Below are 21,658 nucleotides of genomic sequence, written 5' to 3' on the forward strand. Positions count from 1 at the left end.
TCATATCTGCCACGAGTGGCGGTAAAGCTTAGTTCCTGCGCTCAGTCTAGTTCCTGGTGCAGACGGGCAAGGCGGACGTGTCCTGCCCCGAACCGGAGAGTTCGACGGCGCGGCGGGCCTGGTCGAGATTCTCCACTTTTACGACCTGCAGACCGTCCGGAACATGACCCACAACGTCGTCGCAGTTTGCCGCAGGGGCGAGGAACAACGTGGCTCCCCCGGCGCGCGCACCGTGCATCTTCTGCTGGATCCCGCCAATGGGCCCCACGGTGCCGTCCGGGGTGATGGTGCCTGTCCCTGCCACGTGCTTGCCGCCGGTCAGGTCACCGGGCGTCACGGTGTCAATGATGCCCAGCGAAAACATGAGGCCGGCGCTGGGCCCGCCCACCTTGTCAAGGGATATTTTTACATCAAACGGAAAGGTGAAGAGGTACTTCAGCATGACGCCCAGGATGTACCGGCCGTTGCCGTTGTCGGTGGGTACTATCTCCTGCGTGACGGACTCCCCTGCCCGCTGCACGGCCACCGTGGCAGGGGCACCCTTGCCGGCCGCCAGCTCCTCCTGGATGACAGCCAACGACGTTACGGGCCGGCCGTTGATGGATTCGAAGATGTCACCGTTGTTGATTTTGCCCGCCGACGGCGAACCCTCCGAGAGCCCGGCCGCCTGGAGCTGCTGGCCAAACGGGATGTCGAGTTCCTTGAGAGCCGATGCGACCGCGTTCTCCTGTGAGGTGGTCATGGCCACGGAGCTCTGCTCTTCGGCCTGCTCTTTGGTGGTGCCGGTGGGATAAATCAGTTCTTCCGGGTACACGGATTTGGACCCGTCCAGCCACCCGGAGAAGGCACCCAGGATGCTGACCGGGCCGTTAGGGCCGCCGTCGACATATACAGTGGTCAAATCCAGATTGCCGGCGGCGGGATAGCTCTCGTGGCCCGTGACGCTGATGACGGGGCCGCCCTGGGCCTGCCCAATGGTGTTGAAGGTGGGCCCGGGGGATTCGATGACATAGGGCACCGGAACGGTGCCGACGGCGATGCCCAGCCCCAGTGCGAGAATTCCCGAGAGCATCATCACTGATACGCGCTTGTCCTCGGGCCGGTGCCGGCGCGGAAAAATGGGCCCGTTGTCGGCGCTGGCCGGGTGGTTTTCAGGGGGTGCGGCACTCGCTGTTGCGCCGGCGTCGAGCTTGGGAGCGTGGTCCTCGCTGGGGTGTACGCCACGGGTTGTAGTCACCGAACCAACTCTACGCGGTGCCGTCCCCGCCAGCTTTGCCTACAGCGAACGAAACGCTTCTCCGGCAGACAGTAGTCCCGGCCCGGGGTACCGTGAAAGTTGAACAGTCAAACCGACGATCGGCGGGATCATGACCTCCAACCCACTCAATCCGTCCAACGGCGACGAAACGCCCAAGGATCCGCTGGCAGAGATGCTGCAGAACCTGATGGGCGGCAAGGGCATGGAAAACTTCGACCCCGCCGAGCTGGCGAAGGCCGCCGGCCTGCCGGATGACCCCAATCTTCTGGCGCAGATGTTTTCACAGGTCCAGGCCATGATGAGCGCGCCCTCGGAAGGTCCCGTGAACTGGCAGCTCGCGCACGAGAATGCCCGCCGTGTCGCCGCCAGCAGCGCGGATCCTTCCGTCACCTCTCAGCAGAGCCGGGAAGTGGACGAGGCGCTGCGGCTCGCCGAACTGTGGCTGGACCCGGTGACCGACCTCCCGGCAACCGGCCTGATTGGCCGGGCCTGGTCACGCGCTGAGTGGGTGGAGGCCACGCTCGGCACGTGGAAGCGGCTGACCGAGCCCGTGGCCAACAGCATTGCCAATGCGCTCTCCAGCGCCATGACCGAGCAGATGCCCGAAGAGATGAAGTCCATGATGGGCGGGGCGTCCTCCATGCTGCAGAACATGGGTGGTGCGATCTTCGGCATGCAGCTGGGGCAGGCCATTGGCGCCCTCTCCGGCGAGGTGGTCAGCTCCACTGACATCGGCGTGCCGCTCGCCGACCTCGAAATGGCCCTTTTGCCTTCAAACGTGGCGTCCTTCGGGGAGGGCCTGAGCCTGCCGGCGAACGATATCCGCTTGTTCCTGGCTGTCCGTGAGGCAGCCCACGCGCGCCTGTTTGTCCAGGTTCCCTGGCTGCGGGGACACCTGCTCGGAGCCATTGAGGCCTACGCCCGTGGGATCCACATTGATACTTCCCGTATTGAGGAATTGGCCAGGGACCTGGACCCGGGCAATCCCGAAGGCATCCAGGAGGCCCTGTCCCAGGGTGTGTTCATGCCGCAGCGGACTCCGGCGCAGGAACAGGCTCTTGAAAAACTGGAGACTGCCCTTGCCCTCGTGGAAGGCTGGGTGGACGAACTCAGTGCCGCTGCCACCGAGAAGCTCCTGCCGTCGGCCGCCGCCCTTCGGGAAACCGTCCGGCGCCGCCGAGCCACCGGCGGGCCGGCGGAGCACGCCTTCTCCTCGCTCGTCGGGCTCGAGCTGCGTCCCCGGCGCCTGCGCGAGGCAGCCGCTTTGTGGGCCACCCTCAAGGACGAACGGGGCATTGCCGGACGTGACGCCATCTGGCAGCACCCGGACCTCCTGCCTACCGCCGAGGACCTGGATGACCCCAAGGGCTTCAGCGGCCGCCGCCAGTTGGCGGAGGCCAGCGACAGCGAAGTCGATGATGCGCTGCAGAAGCTGCTCAGCGGCGGATTCGACAACGTGCCGGAGGGTGATGCCGGTACTGGCGATACTACCGACGCCGGTACTGACACCGGCGTCCGGGAGCAGCCCGCGGCCGAGGATGAGAAGCCGGACGAAAAGAAGACCGACGGCGGGAACCCGCAGGGGTAGCCGGCCGGCCATCCCCGACGCCGGAGCGGTGGCCGCCGGGACCTCTGGTCGCCGGGACGCCTGCTCGCCGGACCGTTAGTCGGCGTCTGCCTGGCCGGGCCAGGGTTCGTCGGGCCCCGGACCGTCCGGCCCGAGGCCACGGCCGGTGGCAAACGAAACGCCCTCCAGGAAGGCTTTGGCCCGCGCAGTGTCCGGGTAGGCTTCCAGCAGTTTCCAGAACGCCGCATTGTGCCCGGCCACCAGCAGGTGCGCGAGCTCATGCAGCAGCACATAGTCGATCACCCATTGCGGCATGGGCCTTAGCTTGTCGGAGAGCCGGATGGTTCCTTCCGACGGCGTTGCCGAGCCCCAGCGTGAGTTCTGGTTGCTGACCCAGCGGACCGACGCCGGAACTGCCCGGCCGCCAAAATATCGTGTGGAGAGGTCGGCGGCATGGGCCGCCAGCGCGGCGTCCGTGGCCGGCCTCCGCTTCCCCTGTTGGGCGCGTTTCGTGCCCTGGCGGTGCAGCTTGTCCAGCATGCGGTGGACCCATTCCGACTCCTGGGCGAGCGTGAACCGGGCCGGGATGGCCACGACGGCAGTCCCGTTTTCCCAGAATGCTGCGACGGTCCTTGTCCTGCGGGCGGACCGCCGGACCTCTACCGGCATACCGTCATGTGTGGTCAACGGGGCCTGAGGCTGGGCACCTTGGACGCGCCTCACAGGGTGGTGCTTTCAACAAGTACGCGCAGGACGTCCTCGCCGTAGCGTTCGAGCTTGGACGGGCCAACGCCCGCCAGCGCTGCCAGTTCCTCCAGCGTGGATGGTTTGGCCTCTGCGATGGCCGTCAGCGTGGCGTCCGTGAACACTACGAACGCGGGGACCTCCGCTGTCAGTGCAGTTTCCTTCCGCCACTGCCGGAGTGCTTCAAAGGTCTGCTCCTCGTAGCTGGGCGGGCAATCGTTGCAGCGCCCGACCTTTCGTTCCGCGCCGCTGCCGAGCATGCTCCCGCAGACCCGGCAGGTGGCGGGGGCCGCAGCCTTCCGGCGCGGCGCCGGGCCCTTGCCGCGGGCACTGGAGCTGGCCACGGAGTTGGGCCGCAGTCCGTCCAGGAAGCGTGAGGGTTTGCGGTTCGCCCGGCCGCCCGGGGTGCGCGCCGTGGACCAGGACAAGGCCAGGTGTTCGCGGGCGCGGGTAATCCCCACGTAGAGGAGCCGGCGTTCCTCGTCCACGGCCTCGGGAGTATCGGCGAAAGAGATCGGCATCAGGCCTTCGCTGAGGCCAACCAGGAAAACCGCGTCCCACTCAAGGCCTTTCGCTGCATGGAGCGATGCAAGAGTCACGCCCTGGACAGTTGGCGCATGCTGGGCCAGGGACCGTTCCTGAAGCTCATTGACGAAGTCCGCAAGGCTGAACTGCCCGCCCCGGACCTGGACCAGTTCGTCCGCGAGCGCCACCAGCGCTGCCAGTGATTCCCAGCGTTCGCGCAAGGCGCCGCCGCTGTGGGGAGCTGCGTCCGTGTACCCAAGCGAGGCAACGATATCCCGGACCAACTGGCCGAGCGGTTCCGGCGATGCGGTTTCGGTGACTGCCCGGGTGGCGGCCCGCAGCTGAAGGATGGCGTCACGGACTTCCTTGCGTGCGAAGAACCGCTCACCGCCACGAAGCTGGTAGCCGATTCCCGCCGCAGCAAGTGCCTGCTCGTAGGCTTCGGACTGCCCGTTGGTGCGGAAGAGGACAGCGACCTGGCTGGCGGGCGTGCCGGCGTCGAGCAGTTCCCGGACTTTGATGGCCACGGTGGCGGCCTCTGCTTCGTCGTCAGTGCATTCGGTGAACTGCGGCACCGGCCCGGCCGGCCGCTGCGCCACGAGCTGCAGCGGAGCGGCCCAGGCAGCATCGGCGACCGGCCCGCCGCTGCGCCGCGCGGCCAGGAGATCGTTCGCAAGCTTGACCACCTGCGGCGTAGAGCGGTAATCGCGGATGAGTTTCACCACGTTGGCGTCGGGATACTGTGCCTTGAAGCCCAGCAGGTGCTTCGGCGAGGCACCGGTGAAGGAGTAGATGGTCTGGCTGGCGTCGCCAACAACACACAACTCGTCGCGGCCGCCGAGCCACAGTTCAAGGAGCCGCTGCTGCAGCGGGGAAACGTCCTGGTACTCGTCCACCACGAAGTGGCGGTACTGTTCCCGGACCGTGGCAGCGACTTTCTGGTCCTCCTGCAGGATGCCTACTGTTATCAGGAGAACGTCCTCGAAATCGATGACATTCCGGTCGGTCTTGACGTCCTCATAAGACTGGAACACACGGGCGACGGCGGTGAGATCGAACCCGCCCGGTGTCCCCCTCCCCTGTGCGTTCTCGAGATAGTTGGCCGGGGTCAGCATGGAGACCTTGGCCCACTCGATTTCCGAGGCGAGGTCGCGGATGGACGCGCGGTCGGTACTGAGCCTGAGCCGGCGGGATGCTTCGGCGATTATCTGGGCCTTATGGTCCAGGAGGTTGGGCAGTGTGCCGCCCACGGCCTGCGGCCAGAAAAACTGCAGCTGCCTGAGGGCGGCCGCGTGGAAGGTGCGGGCCTGCACGTTGCCCACCCCGAGGTCCCGGAGCCTGCTGCGCATTTCCGCTGCCGCCCGCGCCGTAAACGTCACAGCCAGGAGCCGCTGCGGGCTGTACACCCCTGAATGCACACCGTATGCAATCCGGTGGGTGATTGCCCGGGTTTTTCCTGTGCCGGCGCCGGCTAGAACGCACAAGGGCCCGTTGAGTGTGCTGGCGACCTCGCGCTGTTCGGCATCCAGTCCCCCGAGGATGCGGTCCTCGAGGGACTCCGTGCTGTCAAAATTCTCTGTGGTCACTTCTGCTGCTCTGTTATCGCGACGGCCACGTGCTGGCGTCTAACCAATGGGTGTTGCCTGTTCAGGCGTCGGCGCGGTCCAGGATCCGGCCGCCGTACCAGTGCTCTATCAGCGAGCGGGCAATCGACAGCCGGCTGGAGATGGTGATGTCCCCTGCCAATACTGCTTCCTGGAGTTCCTCCCGGCTGAACCAACGCGCACGGGTCACTTCCACGCCGTCGGGCGTTGCCTCGTGATCTGCCGTGACAGCGGTGAATCCAAGCATAAGGGAGGCGGGGAAGGGCCACGACTGCGATCCGAGGTACTGGCATCCGGTTACCGTGACGCCAACCTCCTCGCGGATCTCCCTGACCACGGCCTGTTCAAGGGATTCGCCGGGTTCAACGAAGCCGGCGAGGGTGGAATAATTCTTGGCGTCAACCGGGCCGCCGCCGCCCAGCAGGAGCCGCCCGTCCGGACCGACAACGGTGACGATAATGGCCGGATCTGTCCGCGGATAATGCTCGGAGCCGTCCTGTGGGCAACGCCGGACCCAACCGCCGGCCTCGACGATAGTGGGGACTCCGCATCGGGGGCAGTGGGTGTGGCCTGCATGCCAGTTGGCGATGGCACTGGCTTCAACAAACAAGGCGGTATCGGTTGAACCGAGGGCTGATGCCACGTCCCGGAATCCCGCCCAGGCAGCATCCGCCGGGATCCCTGCCGAACCCGGATCCAGCTGTTCAGGCAGGACAAAAAGGACCACCTCGGTGCCCGCGGGGAGATCCGGGCCGGCCAGGGCCGCGCCGAGGTAGATGACCAGATCCGGGGTTGAGCCAAGATCATGCAGGCCGGCGAGCAGCCGGGGAGCTGAGGCAAGCCACAGCGCGTCTCCCTGCACCAGTGCCTGCCGCCCGGAAAGGACCAAGGCCAAGGTGCCTTCGCGGGCGGTCAGTCCGTCCACCATGCCGGGCCGGACACGTTCAGCCGATCCGCGGTCAATCAAGGCCGGCCGCACCGGAAGTACGGTGTCGAACAAGTGGTTGGCCGGCAGCTCGCGTGCCTGCAGCGGGTAGGCCGGTGTTGCGGACTCGGCATGGCTCATGTGTCCACCGTACTGACTCGAACCGACAATTTACATTTACCGGGGCGCCGTCCCGGGCCTGCCCCGGCCCGGAACATGGAGTTTTGGCGCCTATCTTCAGACTCGCCGCCCGCACATCGTCCGCTGGGGCGCGACTCAATCTACCGTGGAATGGTGAGAAGAAAACCGATCGAACTGGCAGCCGTTGCAACCGCGGCCGTCCCCGGGCTGACGCCAACCGCCGTTAGCTCCGCTGCGGACGATCCCGCGGATTTCGACTCCGCCCTGCTCCTTGACTCGGAAGGCAAGCATTGGAGGGTAAGGTCGCCCCGGCACGCCGAGGCCAGTGCCAGGCTGGAAACGGAATTCCTGGTACTCCGGGCCTTCGCGCCAGCCATTCGGGCTGAACTGCCCTTCCTGATGCCCACCGTGGCCGGCAGCGTCCGGCTCGGCAGCCTGAGCACGTTTGTGTACTCGCACCTGGCCGGCAGTACGCGGAGCGTGGAGGAACTCACGGCGGGTCCGGACGTGCTTGCCCGGGAAATCGGCATGGCCTTGGCCGCAATCCACGATCTGCCGCAAACCCTGGTCAGCAACGCAGACCTGCCCAGCTACACCCCGAACGAATTCCGGCAGCGCCGGCTGAACGAACTTGACCAGGCGGCCACCACCGGAAAAATTCCGGCATTGCTCCTGATCCGCTGGGAACACGCGCTGGAGGACGTCTCGCTGTGGCGGTTCAACCCGTGCGTGGTCCACGGCGACCTCCATGAGGACAACCTGCTCATAGAAGGCGGCCGCGTCACCGCCGTAACCGGCTGGACCGACCTGCGGATCGGGGATCCCGCAGATGACTTCGCGTGGCTGGTTGCCTCCAACGAACAGGACTTCGTCGATTCGGTCCTGGGCAGCTACACCCAGGCCCGCCGTGACGCTCCGGATCAGCACCTGCTCCGCCGTGCGGCATTGTCGGCCGAGTTCGCCCTTGCCCAATACCTGGTGAAGGGCATTGCCGCCGGCGACGCCACGATGGTGGCCGAGGCTGAAGGCATGCTGGAGACCCTGGCGTCCGACATCGAAGAACACGGCGGCCAGGCAATCAGCGTCGAACCTCTGCCTGGCCAGGAACGGCCGGCTGCGGCAAGCGTCCCGACGCCGGCGGTGACAGTCGCGCCGTCCCCGGCTGTAACAGTCGTCCCGGTACCCGTACTGCCGGAACAGCCTGTTTCGGTCCTGCCCGCCGTTGAGGTCGGCCCCATCCCTGCGGACCCGACGCCGGCAAGCGACGCAACTGCGGCGCCCTCCCCTACGGCGGGACCGGCAGCGGACGAACCGGCGGCCCGGTCCGCCGACGACACATCCACCGCTGCCATCAGCATCGTCAACGTCAGGAAGCACTGACACCGAGGGCGCCGGCAACAATCTGCTCGAGTTCCTCGGCCGAGCCAAGGTCGTGTGGCCGCACCACCTGGTTGTCCGCAACATAGAAGAAGGCGGCCCTGACGTCGTCCAGGGCCACGCCCTTCAACCGGGCCCATGCCAGCCGGTACGCGGCGAGCTGGATTGACTTTGTCCGGAGCTGGGCCGGGGAGGGCCTCCGTCCGGTTTTCCAATCCACGAGGTCCCACCCGCCATCGGCGTCGCGGAAGACTGCGTCAATGCGCCCACGGACCACGACGTCGCCCACCCGGGTTTCCACCGGCACCTCCACAAAGGCCGGAGACCGGTTGGCCCATTCTGAGGCCTTGAAGGTCGCCACCATGGCGTCGAGGTCGTAGGCTGCGTCGATATGGCCGTCCGAGCCCGGCGCCTCGCCGAGATCGAGCATTCCGGCGGCACCAAAGTACTCCTCCACCCAGCTGTGGAACGCTGTCCCCTTGCGCGCTGACATGCCGGGTTCTCGTGGTACGGGCCTGCGCAGCCTGCCGACAACTCCTTGGGGATCCTCGCCGAGGTCTACCAAGGTAGAGGCAGAAATGTGGCCGGGCAGGTGCACATCCTGGCCGCCCGCGCGCCTGGAACGACGCTCCAGCAGCAGGGCAGCTTCGGCGGCCCAGCCAGCGGCGTTGCCCCGTAGCTCTCTGGCCGAAATGCCTCCAGGGGGCGCCGGGGTGCCTTCCGCCGCCGGTCCGGTGGCCCGGTTCCAGCCCGCAAGGCCCGCCCGGACACGTGTGGCGGCGCGCTCCATCGCCAGCCGCCTTCCCGGTACAAGCCGCAGGCGCTCCCCGGTCCGCGGATCCACCGGCCCCTCCAGCGGGTCATAGGGCCATCCCGCCACCTCCATGCCGGCGGTCAATGGACTTTTTTCAGGCAGCGAAGCTTCGTCCACCGAAGCGGGGTGCACCACTGCTGCCCCCGCCATTCCTTCCGCCGACGTGACCAGACTTTCCAGCTCGGCCAGGAACGGAGACATCTCCGCGCGCCCTGCCCTCGAACCGACCCAGGCCGCGCTGGCGACCCACAGGATGTGCTTCGCCCTGGTGTAGGCGACGTAGGCGAGCCGGCGTTCCTCTCCCTCCACGTGGACCTGGACAGCTGACTTGAAGTCCTTCTCAGCATCAAGCCAGCCCTTTTGGTCGGGCTGGTCAGTATCCCATTGGGGCAAATCCGCACGGTCCCCGCGAAGTGGCCAGGGCAGGGCTGCCGCTCCGCTGCTCCATCGGGAGTCCTTGTTGCTGGGAAAGGCGCCGTTATTGAGGCCAGGGACAAAGACGACATCCCATTCGAGGCCCTTGGAGGCGTGGACAGTCAGCAGCTGCACGGCCTCGCGGTTGATGTCCGGGGCAGGAGCTTCGAGGCCGTTCTCCTCGACCGCTGCAGCCTCAAGCCAGGCGAGGAACGCCAGGATGTCCACCCGGTGTGAGGTCCTCAGGAAGCCGGCCGCGGCGTCCTGGAACGCATCCAGGTTGCGGCGCGCCTGGTGAATGCTGGTTCCGGGGCGTGCGGCAACTTCAATGTCGAGCAGCATGGCCCGTTCCACCTCGCCGAGGAGTGTTGTCAGGTCATCTCCGAGATAGCCGCGCAGCTGCCTTAGTTCGGCTGAGAGCCTGGCGAGGCGTTCGCGTGCCTCTCCGGTCAGCGTCCTGCCATGGGAGGACGTCCAGCCCTCGCGCGGAAGCCAGTCCAGGGCCTCCACCAGGCTGGCGCCATCAGTCAGGTCGCTCTCAATGACAGCGTCCTCGGAACCGTCGGCAGCCATGTCCTCCGAAGGACTGGCTGAAGAAAGGTATCCGCGCCGGCGGGCCAACTGGCTGGACCAGTCCCGGAAGGCCATCAGGTCGGCCGGTCCGATCCGCCACCGTGCGCCGGCCAGCAGGCGCATCAAAGAGTCCGAGCGTCCGGGGTCGGCCAGCACTCGAAGCGTTGCAACGAGGTCAACGATTTCGGCAGTATCGAGCAGTCCCCCGAGTCCCACGATCTCGTAGGCGATCCCCCTGGACTCGAACTCCCGGCGAATCGTCTCCATCTGTGCGCGGCGCCGGCACAGGACTGCCAGGGCCGGCGGCACCGGAGTGCCGTCGGCCCCGTGCTCAAAGTCGGTGACCCGGTATCTCAGGACATCCCCGGCGAGTGCTGCGGCCTCGTCGACGTCGGTGCCGAAACGGCCCAGCACCACCTGTCCGGCTACCGCGAAGGGACTGGGCTGCAGTGCTGGTACATTCGCGGCGGCAGACGTTCCGCCCCCTCCTGCCGGTGCCTTCTGTTCCTCCGCCCGGCCCAAGGCTTCGGACATGATGTTGGCCGCAGAAAGGATGGCCCGCCCGTTGCGCCACGCAGTCGTGAGATACGACGTCGGGGCCGGTGTGTAACGCACCTGGCCGTCACCGTCCACTCCTTCCTCCACCCGCACGGGAAACTCACGGACGAAGTGAAACAACTGCCCTGCAGATGCCCCGCGAAAACCGTAGATCGACTGGTTGGGGTCACCCACGGCGGTGACGGCATGCCCCTCGCCGAAGAGCCTCGAAAACAGAACGAGCTGGGCGTAGGAGGTGTCCTGGAACTCGTCCAGCAGGACCACCTTGTACCGCTGCCGCTCCGTCTGGGCGGCCAGCGGAATCTCCCTGGCCACCCGGGCAGCGAGGGCCACGAGGTCACCGAAATCCAGCGCACCCCGCGCCCTCTTGGCAGCTGAATACCGGCCCACCATGTCAGCGACGCTGGCCCTGGTGCGCAGCATGGCCGCCAGTTCGGCGACGCCTTGCGGGGCGTTCTTGGCGGTGCCGGCAAGATAGGGGCGCTCCTCGAATTCGGCAAGGCGCGTCATGAGCCAGGCTTCGACGTCGGCCGGCTCCTGCAGGTGCTCGGCGCATTCGCCGGCGAGCTGGATGACTGCCTTGACCAGCGTCGACTTGGCCGCCCTGAAGTGGCGGTAGTCGCCGTCGAACGCCTCCACTACTTCGCTGGCCAGTTGCCAGGCCTGCGCTCCGCCGAGCAGCACGACGTCCCGTTCCACCCCGAGCCGCAGCCCGTAATCCGACACGATTCCGCTGGCAAACGAGTGATAGGTGGACACTTTGGGCTCGAGGGCGTCGGTGCTGAGGAGGCCCGCAGGGAAGACGGCGTTCCGGGTATCCTGGGCGGCTACGCGCTGCAGCGAGGCGAGCTTGGCGCGGATCCGCGTAGCCAGCTCACCGGCCGCCTTCCTGGTGAAGGTGACGCCGAGGACTTCCTCGGGCCTGACCCAGCCATTTGCCACGAGCCACACAACGCGGTCGGCCATGGTGGCGGTTTTCCCGGATCCTGCCCCGGCGATGACCAGCCGAGGGGAAAGCGGTGAGGAGATGATGGCGGACTGTTCAGGGGTGGGTGTGTTTTTTTCGCCGAGCAACCCGGAGAGCTCCTCCGGGCTGAAAAGGGGCGAGGGAGAGTTGTTCGGGCTCATTCCGTGACCTGCTTTCCGCGGACGCACAGCGGGCAAACCTCCGGAAGCCTGCAGCCATGGCCGCCATGGGCGCTCTTGGATGGATCATGGCGTGCCTCGAAGCTGTTGCCGGCCATGACGGCGGCTGCCCCGGTGACCATTTCAAGCGCCCAGTTCTCCTGCGGATCCAAGGGCTGCTGCTGTTGGATGCCGGGGCTCTTGGTCGTGGTCCCCAGCTGTGCCAGCACGGCCCCGCCCGGCGCTGCCGTGGCGGGTACCCCGACTGCGTCGCCGAAGCCGCCCGCCAGGACCGCAGCCTGGTACGCGCCAAGCTGGGGATGCCGGGACAGCTCCGTCTTTCCTGGCTGGCGTTTGCCTGTCTTGAGGTCAACGATGACCAGTCTTCCCTCCGCATCGATCTCGAGCCGGTCAACCTGGCCGCGGAGAACGGCGGCGCGTGGAACGGCCCCGCGTGGAACGGCCGCCGCGCCCTCGTCGCCAGGCGCCGGGGCGCCGTCGGCCTCTGCGCCGGCGCCGTGCCCGTCTGCGGACTGCGCCACAGCCACATCGGGGAGACGGACTGCAAAATCCTGCTCCACGCCCAGCAAGGTGCGCCCTTCACTGCGCATGACGAGGACATACTGGGCGAGCTTTCGCACCATGGTTTCGGCCCGCTGGAAGTCCAGCTTGCCTTCCCAGTTGTCCTTCATGCCCAACGCGGGCCAGCGGCGGACGAGTTCGGCCACGTATTCGCCTCCCGAAGCATCCGGCATGTCCTGCGCGATGGCGTGGACGAGGGTACCCAGGCTGCGGGCGAAATCGGTGGCGGCCTCTCCGCCGGCGGCCTGCACAAACCAGTCAAGCGGGGACTTCTGGACGGATTCCACCTTCGACGGTGATACGTGAACGGTCCCCCCGACGGGGACAACGGGTTCGGAGGAAGACAGCGGCGACAGGCCCCACCAACTGTCCGGGTGGGCTCCGGGGACGGGAGGTTCGGCCGAGGCGAGCATGGTGAGAACCCTGGCAGCCTCGGCGGCCTCGGGCTCATACTTTCCGTCCAGCTGGGCGTACTGGCGCAGCTCCGCGACCAGGGCACGCACGGTCAGGGGCCGCTCAACCGCCGTAAACCCGCGGCCCTCCACGCCCGGCTCAAGCGGCGCGATGTAGTCCAGGAAGGACGACGGCTGGTCATCCTCGGAGGAGACGGCCGTGCAGATCAGGATCTCGCAGGCCCTGGAAACCGCCGTGGAAAAGCTCCGGAGTTCGTCGTAGCGGATTTCCCGCAACCGGCTCAGGGGGTCCAGCTGCAGCGCGTAGCTGACGCCATGCTCAACTGCGTCGGCATACAGGCTGCTGCCCAGGAGCTCACCGCGGAGCCGTGTGTTGGGCCACACGCCCTCCTGCAGACCCGCCAGGATGACCACAGGCCACTGCCGCCCTGCAGCGCTGGCGGGCGTCATCAGCTCCACGGCGTCATCCACCTGGGCCCGCGCCGCGAGGGTGTCCATGGGCAGTTCCTGGTTCAGGAGGTATTCGAGGAACTGCTCGGGCCCGGCACCGGGCATCTGGTCCACGTAGCGCTCGGCAGTATGGAAGAGAGCCATCATGGCGTCCAGGTCCCGGTCCGCCCGCGCGCCGTGGGACCCCCCGGACAAAGCCGATTCTGTCCATGCGCCGGCCAGTCCGGTGGAGTGCCACAGGGCCCAGAGCACAGACTCGGCATTGGCTCCCGGCCCGGCTGCCGCAGCACGGCCGGCCTGGATCATACGGGCGGTGCGACGGGCAGCACGGCCTTCCATGCCCAGGCTCCCCAATGCGCCCGGCTCCAAAAGTGCCTCGACCAGCAGGGCATCACTGGTGCGCCCGCCACCGCCCTGAAGCTCCTCCTGCCGGAGGGATTGCCGGAGCCTGCGAAGCTCAATGGAGGTGGCTCCGCCGATCCGGGACGTGAGCAGCGCGACGGCCGTTTCGGGCGTAAGCAGCGCGGGGTCCAGCGCGACGGCATAGGCATCCAGCAGCGGGCGGACCGCCACTTCGTCGCGGACAGCGGACTCAGCCACCGGGACGCTCACCGGGATCCCCTGGCCCGATAGATAGCGTTGCAGCTCGCTGAGCTGGCCGCCGTTGCGCACGATCACTGCGATTTCGGCAAGATCCCGTCCGTGGTTGACGTGCTGCTCCAGGATGCGCTGGGCAACGTACCGCAGTTCGTGGACCGGAGAAGGAACAAGGTGTGCTTCCACCGCGCCAGCGGCCCGTGTGTGGGGCTGGAGGCCGGCGACGGACCCGTGCAGTGGCTGGGCCTTGGGCTCCGGCTGCTCCAGCCGCCGGGCCAACTGCCCCCCGGCCCGCTGCGAGATCCGCCCTGCGACGCCGAGCCATGCCTGGGCGATGGCCGGGGCATGCCGGTGGGTATGCCAGAGGGGCCGCTCGATGACGCTGCCTTCCAAGGAAAGGAGCCGAGGGAGGTCTGCGACGAGATCGGGGCGGGCACCGCGGAAGCCCTGCACCACGGTGTCCGGAGAAAAGGCCACGTAGCAGTCTTTGCCCGCGGTGATGTCAGCCAGCAGCTCGAAGACGGCAGGATTGGCTTCCTGCACATCGTCCACGAGGACCAGCTGCAGGCGTTCCCGTTCTGCCGCCAGAAAGCCGGGGACGTCCTGGAAGATCTGCCGCGCCGTGGTGATGATCCCGGCGGGGTCGAACGCCTCGGGCATCCGCAGGTCCAGGACGTCGCGGTACTCTGCGTACAGTGCCGCGGCGGCGATCCAGTCCGGCCGGCTGCACTGGCGGCCCAGTTCCGCCAGGTCCTCTGCCGTCCGGCCGGATTCGATGATGCGGTCGAACAGTTGCCGAACCTCCTGGCGGAAGCCGCGGGTCTCAAGTGCCGCTTCCAGGTCTGCAGGCCAGGGAAGTTCCAGCCCCGGCATCCGGTGGCCTTCCAGGAGTTCCCGGATGATCAGGTCCTGCTCCGGGCCCGAGAGGAGGCGGGGCTGCCGGGGAAGCGGAAGAATTCCTTCCGCTTTGGCCCGGCGTATCAGGTCAAACGCGTATGAAGCCCACGTCCTGGCCGGCGTGGTACTCAGGCTTCTGTCCAGCCGCGCCGTGAACCGGTCCCGGAGCGAGTCGGCGGCGAGGCGTCCCGGGGCCAGGATAAGGATCCGTTCCGGATCCACTCCGTCCTTCCGGGCGCGGCGGACGGCTGCTTCGATCAGTACTGTGGATTTTCCGGTCCCGGGAGCGCCCGGAACGAGGACGGGTCCCGAACCGTGCGGCACCTCAACAGCTTCCCGCTGGTCCGCAGACAACACCGGAACCCCGTGGTGGACCTGCCGGGGCGGAAGGAGGCGAAGGCCCGTCCCGCCGGCGCGTCCGGAAACGATACCCGGCTCGGAGCCGGTTTGGGAGCCCTCGAGGGGTTCGACATCAGGGATTGTTGCGGTCACACAGACATTCCATCATCAGCCACTGACAATCTGTGCAGCCGCCGCTCGAGCCGCTCCGCAATGGCATCAACACGGTCCAATTCGTCCTCACGCGGCGCCCAGCGCGCTGCCGTCAGGTCCACCCGCCACCTTCCCTCGCCGGTGCGCAGGTAGCCATCATGATCGCCACGGAGCGGAGTGCCCTCCTCCAGGTAGTGCCGCAGGGCCCTGGCTTCGTGGCCTTCCGGCGCCTGCCCGCTGGATTTGAGGATCCGCCACCAGGGGACGCCGCCGCCGTAGCGACTCATGACAGAGCCAATCTGCCGGGGCCCGCCGGAGCCCAAGAGCTCGGCAACATCCCCGTAGGCCACGGCGGTACCGGACGGAACCAGCTCAACCACCGCCAGCACCGCCTCGACGTACTCAATCCGCATGGATCCAGATTAGCGGCAGTGGCGGTCCCGGATCCTGTCGGTGCCGGCCGGTAGCGTTGAAACATGACCACCTGGAACACCCTCCCCCGTGCAGCCTTCGACCTTGAAACCACCGGCCGGAATTCCCGTGCTGCGCGCATTGTCACAGCATCAGTGACAGTGGTCGACCACAAGGGCGATGTGATCAAGGAACACGAATGGCTCGCCGACCCGGGTGTCGAGATTCCTGCCGAGGCCAGCGATGTCCATGGCGTCACCACGGAGCAGGCCCGGCTCGAGGGAAGGCCTGCCCGCGAAGTCACCGGCGAACTCGCTGCCGTACTGCAGGAACTTTTCGACGCCGGTATTCCGGTCATCGCCTTCAACGCCAGCTACGATTTCACGGTCCTCGCGGCAGAGTCCGCCCGCTACGGGGTCCGGCAGCTCAGCCGGTTCCCCGTCCTGGATCCTTACATCATGAACAAGCAGGTGGACAGGTACCGGAAGGGCAAACGCACCTTGACGGCCCTGTGCGAGGAATACGGCATCACGCTTGACAATGCCCACACCTCTGCCGCCGACGCCCTGGCAACGCTCCGGATGCTCGATGCCATGGCAATCAAGTTTCCCAAGCTCAAAATGCCAGCCAGCCAGCTTCACGAACTGCAAAAGGACTGGGCTGTCAGCCAGGCCGCGGATTTCCAGAACTACCTCCGAAAGACCAAGCCTGCTGCCGTGATCGAGGGCGAATGGCCGGTACTGCCACCGGAAGACGGCGGGCGCGGCGATTTCTAGCTGAGAGCTAACTCACGCTTGGGCCATAGTGGGTAAGCGGTCCGACCGCCTCCACGGGATTCGTTTCCTGGGTCAATATCCATTCAATTGATGTTCTCCCAGTCTCAGGGACTGCATTAAATTCGACGTTTTGAAGTAATCTCCACCTTTACTTCGTGTGAAATGCCCAAAAGTGGAAAATGAGATGATTAAGTTCTGCGGTAATCCCGTCCCGGCCGGCCGGCATTCTGGGAGCAAGGCTCCAGACGCCACACGCGCAGCCTTTTCGGCTTCGGCCCGGTTGAACTTAGAACTCAGATGAAAGTGACTACCTCATGAAGACTAAAGCCATGAAGTGGCTGACCACCGTTCCGGTAGCGGTGGCCCTGGCGGTCTCGCTGGCGGCCTGCGGCTCGGGCGCGGCCCAGCCCAGCGGCACTCCTACTGATGCCCTCGCAGGCAGCGACCAGCAGACGCTGGACAAATACACCACGAAAGACGTCACCGCTCTGGACAAGATCGACAAGTCCAAGCTCGGCCTCATCACCGATGGCACCCTGCGCGTCGGCACCCTCTCGGACGCGCCGCCGAACATCTTCATTGACCCGTCGGGCAAGTTCACCGGCTACGACAACGAACTACTGCGGGCGATCGGCGACAAGCTGGGCCTCAAGGTGGAGTTTGCGTCCACCGACTTCTCCGCGCTCCTGTCCCAGGTCAAGAACAAGCAGTTCGACGTCGGATCCTCCTCCATCTCCACCACGGACAAGCGCCGCGAGACCGTTGGCTTCACCAACGGCTACGACTTCGGCTACATGGCCGTTGTGACCAAGAGCGACGCCAAAGTCAAGGGCTTCGCCGACCTGAAGGAAGGCGTCCGCATCGGCGTTGTCCAGGGCACCGTGCAGGACGACTACGTCACCAACACCCTCAAGCTGGAGCCGGTCCGTTTCCCGGACTACAACACCGTGTACGCCAACGTGAAGAGCGGCCAGGTGGACGCCTGGGTGGCGCCCTCGCAGCAGGCCACGGGCCAGGTCAAAGAGGGGGACAACACCAAGATCGCCGAAAAGGTCGTCAACACGCAGAACTTCACAGCGTATGCAGTCAACAAGGACAACCAGCCGCTGATCGATGCCCTCAATGCCGGCCTCGACGCCGTGATCGCCGACGGCACATGGACCAAGCTCACCGCCCAGTGGTACACGGACCGCCCGACGCTTGCCGAGCAGACCCCGCAGGGTTGGAAGCCGGGCAGCAAGGCCGTCCAGGTTCCCGCGAAGTAAGCGGGCCCGTTTCGTGGATATCTTCAAACTGCTCTCTGATACCTTCCTGGATTGGAAGGCGATCGGCGAAGTCCTGCCCAAAATGTTCGCCGTCGGGCTGCCGAACACGCTCGTTTTGGCGGTTACCTCGGGCGTCATCGGGACAGCACTTGGCATGGTGCTTGCCCTCATGGGGATCTCCCGGAACGCAGCCGCCCGCTGGATTGCGCGCATCTACACCGATGTGCTCCGCGGGCTGCCCCCCATCCTCACCATCCTGGTGATCGGGCTTGGCTTCGGACCGATTTTCCGTCAGATCACCGGATCCAGCAGCCCGTATCCGATGGCCATCGCAGCTCTCTCCCTGATGTCGGCCGCTTACATCGGCGAGATATTTCGCTCCGGGATCCAGAGTGTCGATAAGGGGCAACTCGAGGCCACCCGCGCCTTGGGCTTCGGCTACGGCCCGGCCATGCGCCTGGTCGTCGTGCCCCAGGGCGTCCGGCGGGTCCTGCCGGCGCTGGTCAACCAGTTCATTGCCCTGATCAAAGAATCGTCCCTGGTCTTCATGCTCGGCCTCCTGGCCACGGAACGCGAAATCTTCCAGATCGGCAAGGACGCAGCGTCCAACAGCGGCAACCTGTCGCCGTACGTGGCGGCTGCCGTCTTCTACCTGGTGCTCACGGTCCCGTTGACACACTTCGTGAACTGGATTGACCGCCGGCTGCGCTCCGGGCGGCCGGAGAAAAAAGAACCGGACGAGGCAGCCGCTGTCGTCGGAAAGGGAGCCCAGGCATGAGCGAATTCGTTTCCGGAACGTTGACGGCACGGAACATCCATCTGGCTTTCGGGTCAAACCAGGTCCTCCGAGGCATCGACCTGCACGTCGAGAAGGGCACCACGGCTTCTGTCATCGGCCCTTCCGGCTCGGGAAAGTCGACGCTCCTTCGGGTCATGAACCGGCTCATCGAACCTGATCAGGGCGACATTCTGTTGGACGGCCGTTCGGTACTCAAGGACAACCCGGATGAACTGCGTCGGCGGATCGGCATGGTCTTCCAGCAATTCAATCTGTTTCCACACAAGACCGTGGTGGAGAACGTCTCACTGGCCCTGTGGAAGCTGCGCGGAATGTCCAAGGACAAGGCACGGGAAGAAGCGCTCGGCCAACTGGACCTGGTGGGCCTCAAACACAAGGCGGACGTGCGTCCGGCCAACCTTTCCGGCGGCCAGATGCAGCGCGTGGCAATCGCCCGCGCGCTGGCCATGAAGCCGGAAGTGATGTTCTTCGATGAGGCCACCTCAGCCCTGGACCCTGAGCTGGTCAAGGGCGTCCTGGCGCTCATGACCGATCTCGCCAAGGGCGGCATGACCATGGTGGTGGTGACCCACGAGATGGGCTTCTCCCGCAACGTCTCTGACACTGTGACGTTCATGGACGCTGGTGTTGTAGTGGAATCGGGTCCGCCCGAAAAGATCTTCACAGCCCCTGAAACCGATCGTTTGAAGGGCTTCCTCTCGGACGTCCTGTAGGGCACATCGACGAAAAATCCCCGCGTTCCCGGACCATTCCCCCTCGCATGAGGCGGGGGCTTGGTCCGGGAGGCGGGGATTTCTTGCTTTCAGGTGCTGTTAACGCCCGACGGCGGCCCTAGGCCTGCGCGGCCGCGGCGGCTTTCGCTGCGGCCGGCAGGGCGTCGAAGATCCGGTTCATGGCCGCATCGTCGTGCGCCGCCGAGAGGAACCAGGCTTCGAAGACGGACGGTGGCAGGTAAACGCCGGAGTCCAGCATGGAGTGGAAGAACGGCGCGTACCGGTAGGTCTCCTGGGCCTGGGCATCTGCATAGTTGTGGACGCCGTTGGCCGACGTTCCGAAGGCCACGGAGAAGAGGTTTCCGGCGAACTGGATGGAGTGGTCCACGCCGGCTTCGTCGAGGGCCGAGGACAACGCCGAGGAGAGCTCAAGCGAGCGGACGTCCACAAAAGAGTAGACATCGCGGGTGGCATGCGTCAGGGTGGCAACTCCGGCTGCCATGGCCACCGGGTTACCGGACAGAGTCCCGGCCTGGTAGACCGGGCCGAGCGGCGCCAGATGGTCCATCACGTCCGCACGCCCCGCGAGGGCCGCCGCCGGCATGCCGCCGCCGATGACTTTACCGAAGGTGAGCAGGTCCGGGGTCCACGGCTCGGCCGCATCTGGCGCCCCGCCGGTCAGGCCCCAGTATCCCGAGTAGCCGGTCCGGAAGCCGGTCAGGACCTCGTCCACGATCAGCAGGGCACCGTGCTCGCGGGTAATGCGGGACAGCCCCAGGTTGAAGCCCTCCCCCGGAGTGACAACGCCCATGTTGGCCGGGGCGGCTTCAGTGATGACAGCAGCGATGTTGGGCCCATGCGCAGCAAACGCGGCCTCTACCGCGGCGAGGTCGTTGTACGGCAGCACCAGGGTTTCGGCGGCCGTGGCTTCGGTGACGCCGGCCGAGCCCGGCAGCGCCAGAGTGGCAACACCGGATCCTGCCGCGGCCAGCAGGCCGTCCAGGTGGCCGTGGTAGCAGCCGGCGAACTTGATGATGAGGTTCCGGCCGGTGTAGCCACGGGCCAGCCGGACCGCAGTCATGGTGGCCTCGGTGCCGGTGGACACCATCCGCACCCGCTCGGCGGCCGGCACACGCTCCTGCACGAGGGCTGCCAGGTTGGCCTCGTCAGGGGTCGAAGCGCCGAAGGACAGTCCGCGGTCCACGGCGGCGTGGACCGCATCAAGGACGGCAGGGTGGGCGTGGCCAAGCAGTGCCGGTCCCCAGGAGCAGACCAGGTCCACGTACTCGGTGCCGTCGGCGTCCGTCAGGTACGGCCCCTTGGCAGAAACCATGAACCGCGGCGTCCCGCCCACCGAGCCGAAGGCCCGGACGGGCGAGTTGACGCCGCCGGGCATCAGGGTCTGGGCACGGGCAAAGAGGTCATCGGAACGAGTCATGCCCCTATTCTCCCATCCCTGCGTCGCCCGTTTCCCATGGCGCAGCCGGTGAGCCTCAGCGGTCCGCGGGCATGTCCGCAAGCATGTCTGCGACGAGGGGCGCCACTTTGGAACCGAACAGTTCGATGGAGCGCACCATCTGGCTGTGGGGCAGGGTGCCGCTGCTGTACTTCATCTCGAATCGGTCCGCGCCAAGGGTGCCCTTGAGCCTGACCACTTTCGCTGCCACCGTTTCCGGGGAACCAATGAACAACGCGCCGTCCTCGTCCGCCGCGGCCTCGAACTCGCCGCGCCCGGCCGGCCCCCAGCCGCGCTCCGCCCCGATCTTATTCCTGGTGGCAAGCCAGTGCGGGTAGTACTCCTCAAGCGCCTGCTCGTCAGTCTCGGCCACATATCCGGGCGAATGGACGGACAATGCCTGCGGTTCCTTGCCGGCCTCGGCGAGGGTGCGCCGGTACAGGTCCGCGTAGGGGCGGAACCGTTCCGGCTCGCCGCCAATGATCGCCAGGACCATCGGGTAACCGTAGGAGGCGGTGCGGACCACGGACTGGGGTGAGCCGCCCACGCCGATCCAGGTAGGAAGCAGGCGCCCTTCAACGTGCGGGTACACCATTTGTCCGCGGAGGCTGGCCCGGGTCCGGCCATCCCAGTTCACCGGGTTCTGGGATCGTACGCGGTCATAGATGTCCAGCTTCTCCTCGAACAGGACGTCGTAGTCGCCAAGGTCGTACCCGAACAGGGGGAAGGATTCCGTGAAGGAGCCCCTGCCCAGGATCACTTCGGCGCGGCCGTTGGAGAGAGCGTCCAGGGTGGCGAACCGCTGGAAAACGCGGACGGGATCGTCGGAGCTCAGCACGGTTACCGCGCTTCCGAGCCGGATATTCACCGTGGCTGTGGCGATGGCCCCCAGCACCACCTCCGGGGCGCTAATGGCGAAGTCCTTGCGGTGGTGCTCCCCCACACCGAAAGAATGAAGCCCGACGGCGTCAGCCACCTTGGCCTGTTCCACCACCTGGCGGAGCACCTGGGCGTGGTGCTTGGGGGTGCCGTCGGCGTCGGGGTCGACGTCACCGAACGTGCTGACGCCCAGAAGGATGGTGTCCGCCGGGACGGGGGCGGTGGGGTTGCCCTTGGTAGTAGGGCTGGTCACAGGAAGCTCACTGTTTTCATGCATACGCATACAAACCACGGGTCGTCCGG

The 21,658-nt window shown here is 66.3% G+C and carries 15 protein-coding genes; 6 read left to right on the top strand and 9 right to left on the bottom strand.

Annotation, left to right across the window (positions count from 1 at the left end):
• Positions 1-46: 46 nt before the first annotated feature.
• Positions 47-1,237, bottom strand: coding sequence for a YlbL family protein (locus ACS5PJ_RS08950; protein ID WP_439434558.1), 1,191 nt, complete (start codon positions 1,235-1,237; stop codon positions 47-49).
• A 130-nt stretch (positions 1,238-1,367) separates the two neighbouring features.
• On the opposite strand from ACS5PJ_RS08950, the gene ACS5PJ_RS08955 reads away from it, so the two are divergent.
• Entirely contained in the window at positions 1,368-2,846 is a 1,479-nt protein-coding gene (locus ACS5PJ_RS08955) for a zinc-dependent metalloprotease (RefSeq protein ID WP_439434559.1), read from the top strand.
• 75 nt (positions 2,847-2,921) lie between these two features.
• Here the strand turns inward: ACS5PJ_RS08955 and ACS5PJ_RS08960 are convergent, their stop codons facing one another.
• From ACS5PJ_RS08960 to nudC, 3 genes are all read right to left on the bottom strand, one after another.
• Entirely contained in the window at positions 2,922-3,494 is a 573-nt protein-coding gene (locus ACS5PJ_RS08960) for a M48 metallopeptidase family protein (protein WP_439434560.1), read from the bottom strand.
• Positions 3,495-3,544: 50 nt separating this feature from the next.
• The gene (locus ACS5PJ_RS08965; RefSeq protein WP_439434561.1) at positions 3,545-5,680 is read right to left on the bottom strand and encodes an ATP-dependent DNA helicase UvrD2; all 2,136 of its coding nucleotides are present in this window, start codon (positions 5,678-5,680) and stop codon (positions 3,545-3,547) included.
• Between the two features lie 61 nt (positions 5,681-5,741).
• Positions 5,742-6,764 (bottom strand): NAD(+) diphosphatase, encoded by a 1,023-nt coding sequence (gene nudC / locus ACS5PJ_RS08970; protein ID WP_439434562.1) that lies wholly within the window; start codon positions 6,762-6,764, stop codon positions 5,742-5,744.
• 153 nt (positions 6,765-6,917) lie between these two features.
• Here nudC and ACS5PJ_RS08975 point away from each other — a divergent pair, with 153 nt between their 5' ends.
• Positions 6,918-8,144 (top strand): macrolide 2'-phosphotransferase, encoded by a 1,227-nt coding sequence (locus tag ACS5PJ_RS08975; RefSeq protein ID WP_439434563.1) that lies wholly within the window; start codon positions 6,918-6,920, stop codon positions 8,142-8,144.
• Here ACS5PJ_RS08975 and ACS5PJ_RS08980 read toward each other — a convergent pair.
• From ACS5PJ_RS08980 to ACS5PJ_RS08990, 3 genes are read right to left on the bottom strand one after another with little or no spacing between them, the layout of a single operon-like run.
• A complete protein-coding gene (locus ACS5PJ_RS08980; RefSeq protein ID WP_439434564.1) occupies positions 8,131-11,628 on the bottom strand; it encodes an ATP-dependent helicase in 3,498 nt (1,165 codons plus the stop codon). The two genes, ACS5PJ_RS08975 and ACS5PJ_RS08980, sit on opposite strands and share 14 nt — an antisense overlap.
• Entirely contained in the window at positions 11,625-14,993 is a 3,369-nt protein-coding gene (locus ACS5PJ_RS08985) for an ATP-dependent helicase (protein WP_439434793.1), read from the bottom strand. The genes ACS5PJ_RS08980 and ACS5PJ_RS08985 overlap by 4 nt, the downstream gene beginning before the upstream one ends.
• 59 nt (positions 14,994-15,052) lie before the next feature.
• A complete protein-coding gene (locus tag ACS5PJ_RS08990) occupies positions 15,053-15,469 on the bottom strand; it encodes an MGMT family protein (RefSeq protein ID WP_439434565.1) in 417 nt (138 codons plus the stop codon).
• A 63-nt stretch (positions 15,470-15,532) separates the two neighbouring features.
• Here ACS5PJ_RS08990 and ACS5PJ_RS08995 point away from each other — a divergent pair, with 63 nt between their 5' ends.
• The 4 genes from ACS5PJ_RS08995 to ACS5PJ_RS09010 all read left to right on the top strand — a co-directional run bounded on the left by ACS5PJ_RS08995 (position 15,533) and on the right by ACS5PJ_RS09010 (position 19,020).
• The gene (locus ACS5PJ_RS08995) at positions 15,533-16,243 is read left to right on the top strand and encodes a 3'-5' exonuclease (protein ID WP_439434566.1); all 711 of its coding nucleotides are present in this window, start codon (positions 15,533-15,535) and stop codon (positions 16,241-16,243) included.
• A 314-nt stretch (positions 16,244-16,557) separates the two neighbouring features.
• The gene (locus ACS5PJ_RS09000; protein ID WP_439434567.1) at positions 16,558-17,508 is read left to right on the top strand and encodes an ABC transporter substrate-binding protein; all 951 of its coding nucleotides are present in this window, start codon (positions 16,558-16,560) and stop codon (positions 17,506-17,508) included.
• Between the two features lie 13 nt (positions 17,509-17,521).
• Entirely contained in the window at positions 17,522-18,286 is a 765-nt protein-coding gene (locus ACS5PJ_RS09005; protein ID WP_439434568.1) for an amino acid ABC transporter permease, read from the top strand.
• The gene (locus ACS5PJ_RS09010; RefSeq protein ID WP_439434569.1) at positions 18,283-19,020 is read left to right on the top strand and encodes an amino acid ABC transporter ATP-binding protein; all 738 of its coding nucleotides are present in this window, start codon (positions 18,283-18,285) and stop codon (positions 19,018-19,020) included. The genes ACS5PJ_RS09005 and ACS5PJ_RS09010 overlap by 4 nt, the downstream gene beginning before the upstream one ends.
• 118 nt (positions 19,021-19,138) lie before the next feature.
• On the opposite strand, the gene hemL is transcribed toward ACS5PJ_RS09010, so the two are convergent.
• Both hemL and ACS5PJ_RS09020 read right to left on the bottom strand, forming a co-directional pair.
• Positions 19,139-20,458: a glutamate-1-semialdehyde 2,1-aminomutase gene (gene hemL, locus ACS5PJ_RS09015; RefSeq protein ID WP_439434570.1), complete on the bottom strand. Its 1,320-nt coding sequence runs from the start codon at positions 20,456-20,458 to the stop codon at positions 19,139-19,141.
• Positions 20,459-20,513: 55 nt separating this feature from the next.
• Positions 20,514-21,632 carry an LLM class flavin-dependent oxidoreductase gene (locus tag ACS5PJ_RS09020; protein ID WP_439434571.1) on the bottom strand — a complete coding sequence of 373 codons (1,119 nt, stop codon included), beginning with the start codon at positions 21,630-21,632 and terminating at the stop codon, positions 20,514-20,516.
• Positions 21,633-21,658 lie beyond the last annotated feature (26 nt).

The organism is Pseudarthrobacter cremeus, assembly GCF_051857465.1.
Classification (GTDB): Bacteria; Actinomycetota; Actinomycetes; order Actinomycetales; family Micrococcaceae; genus Arthrobacter.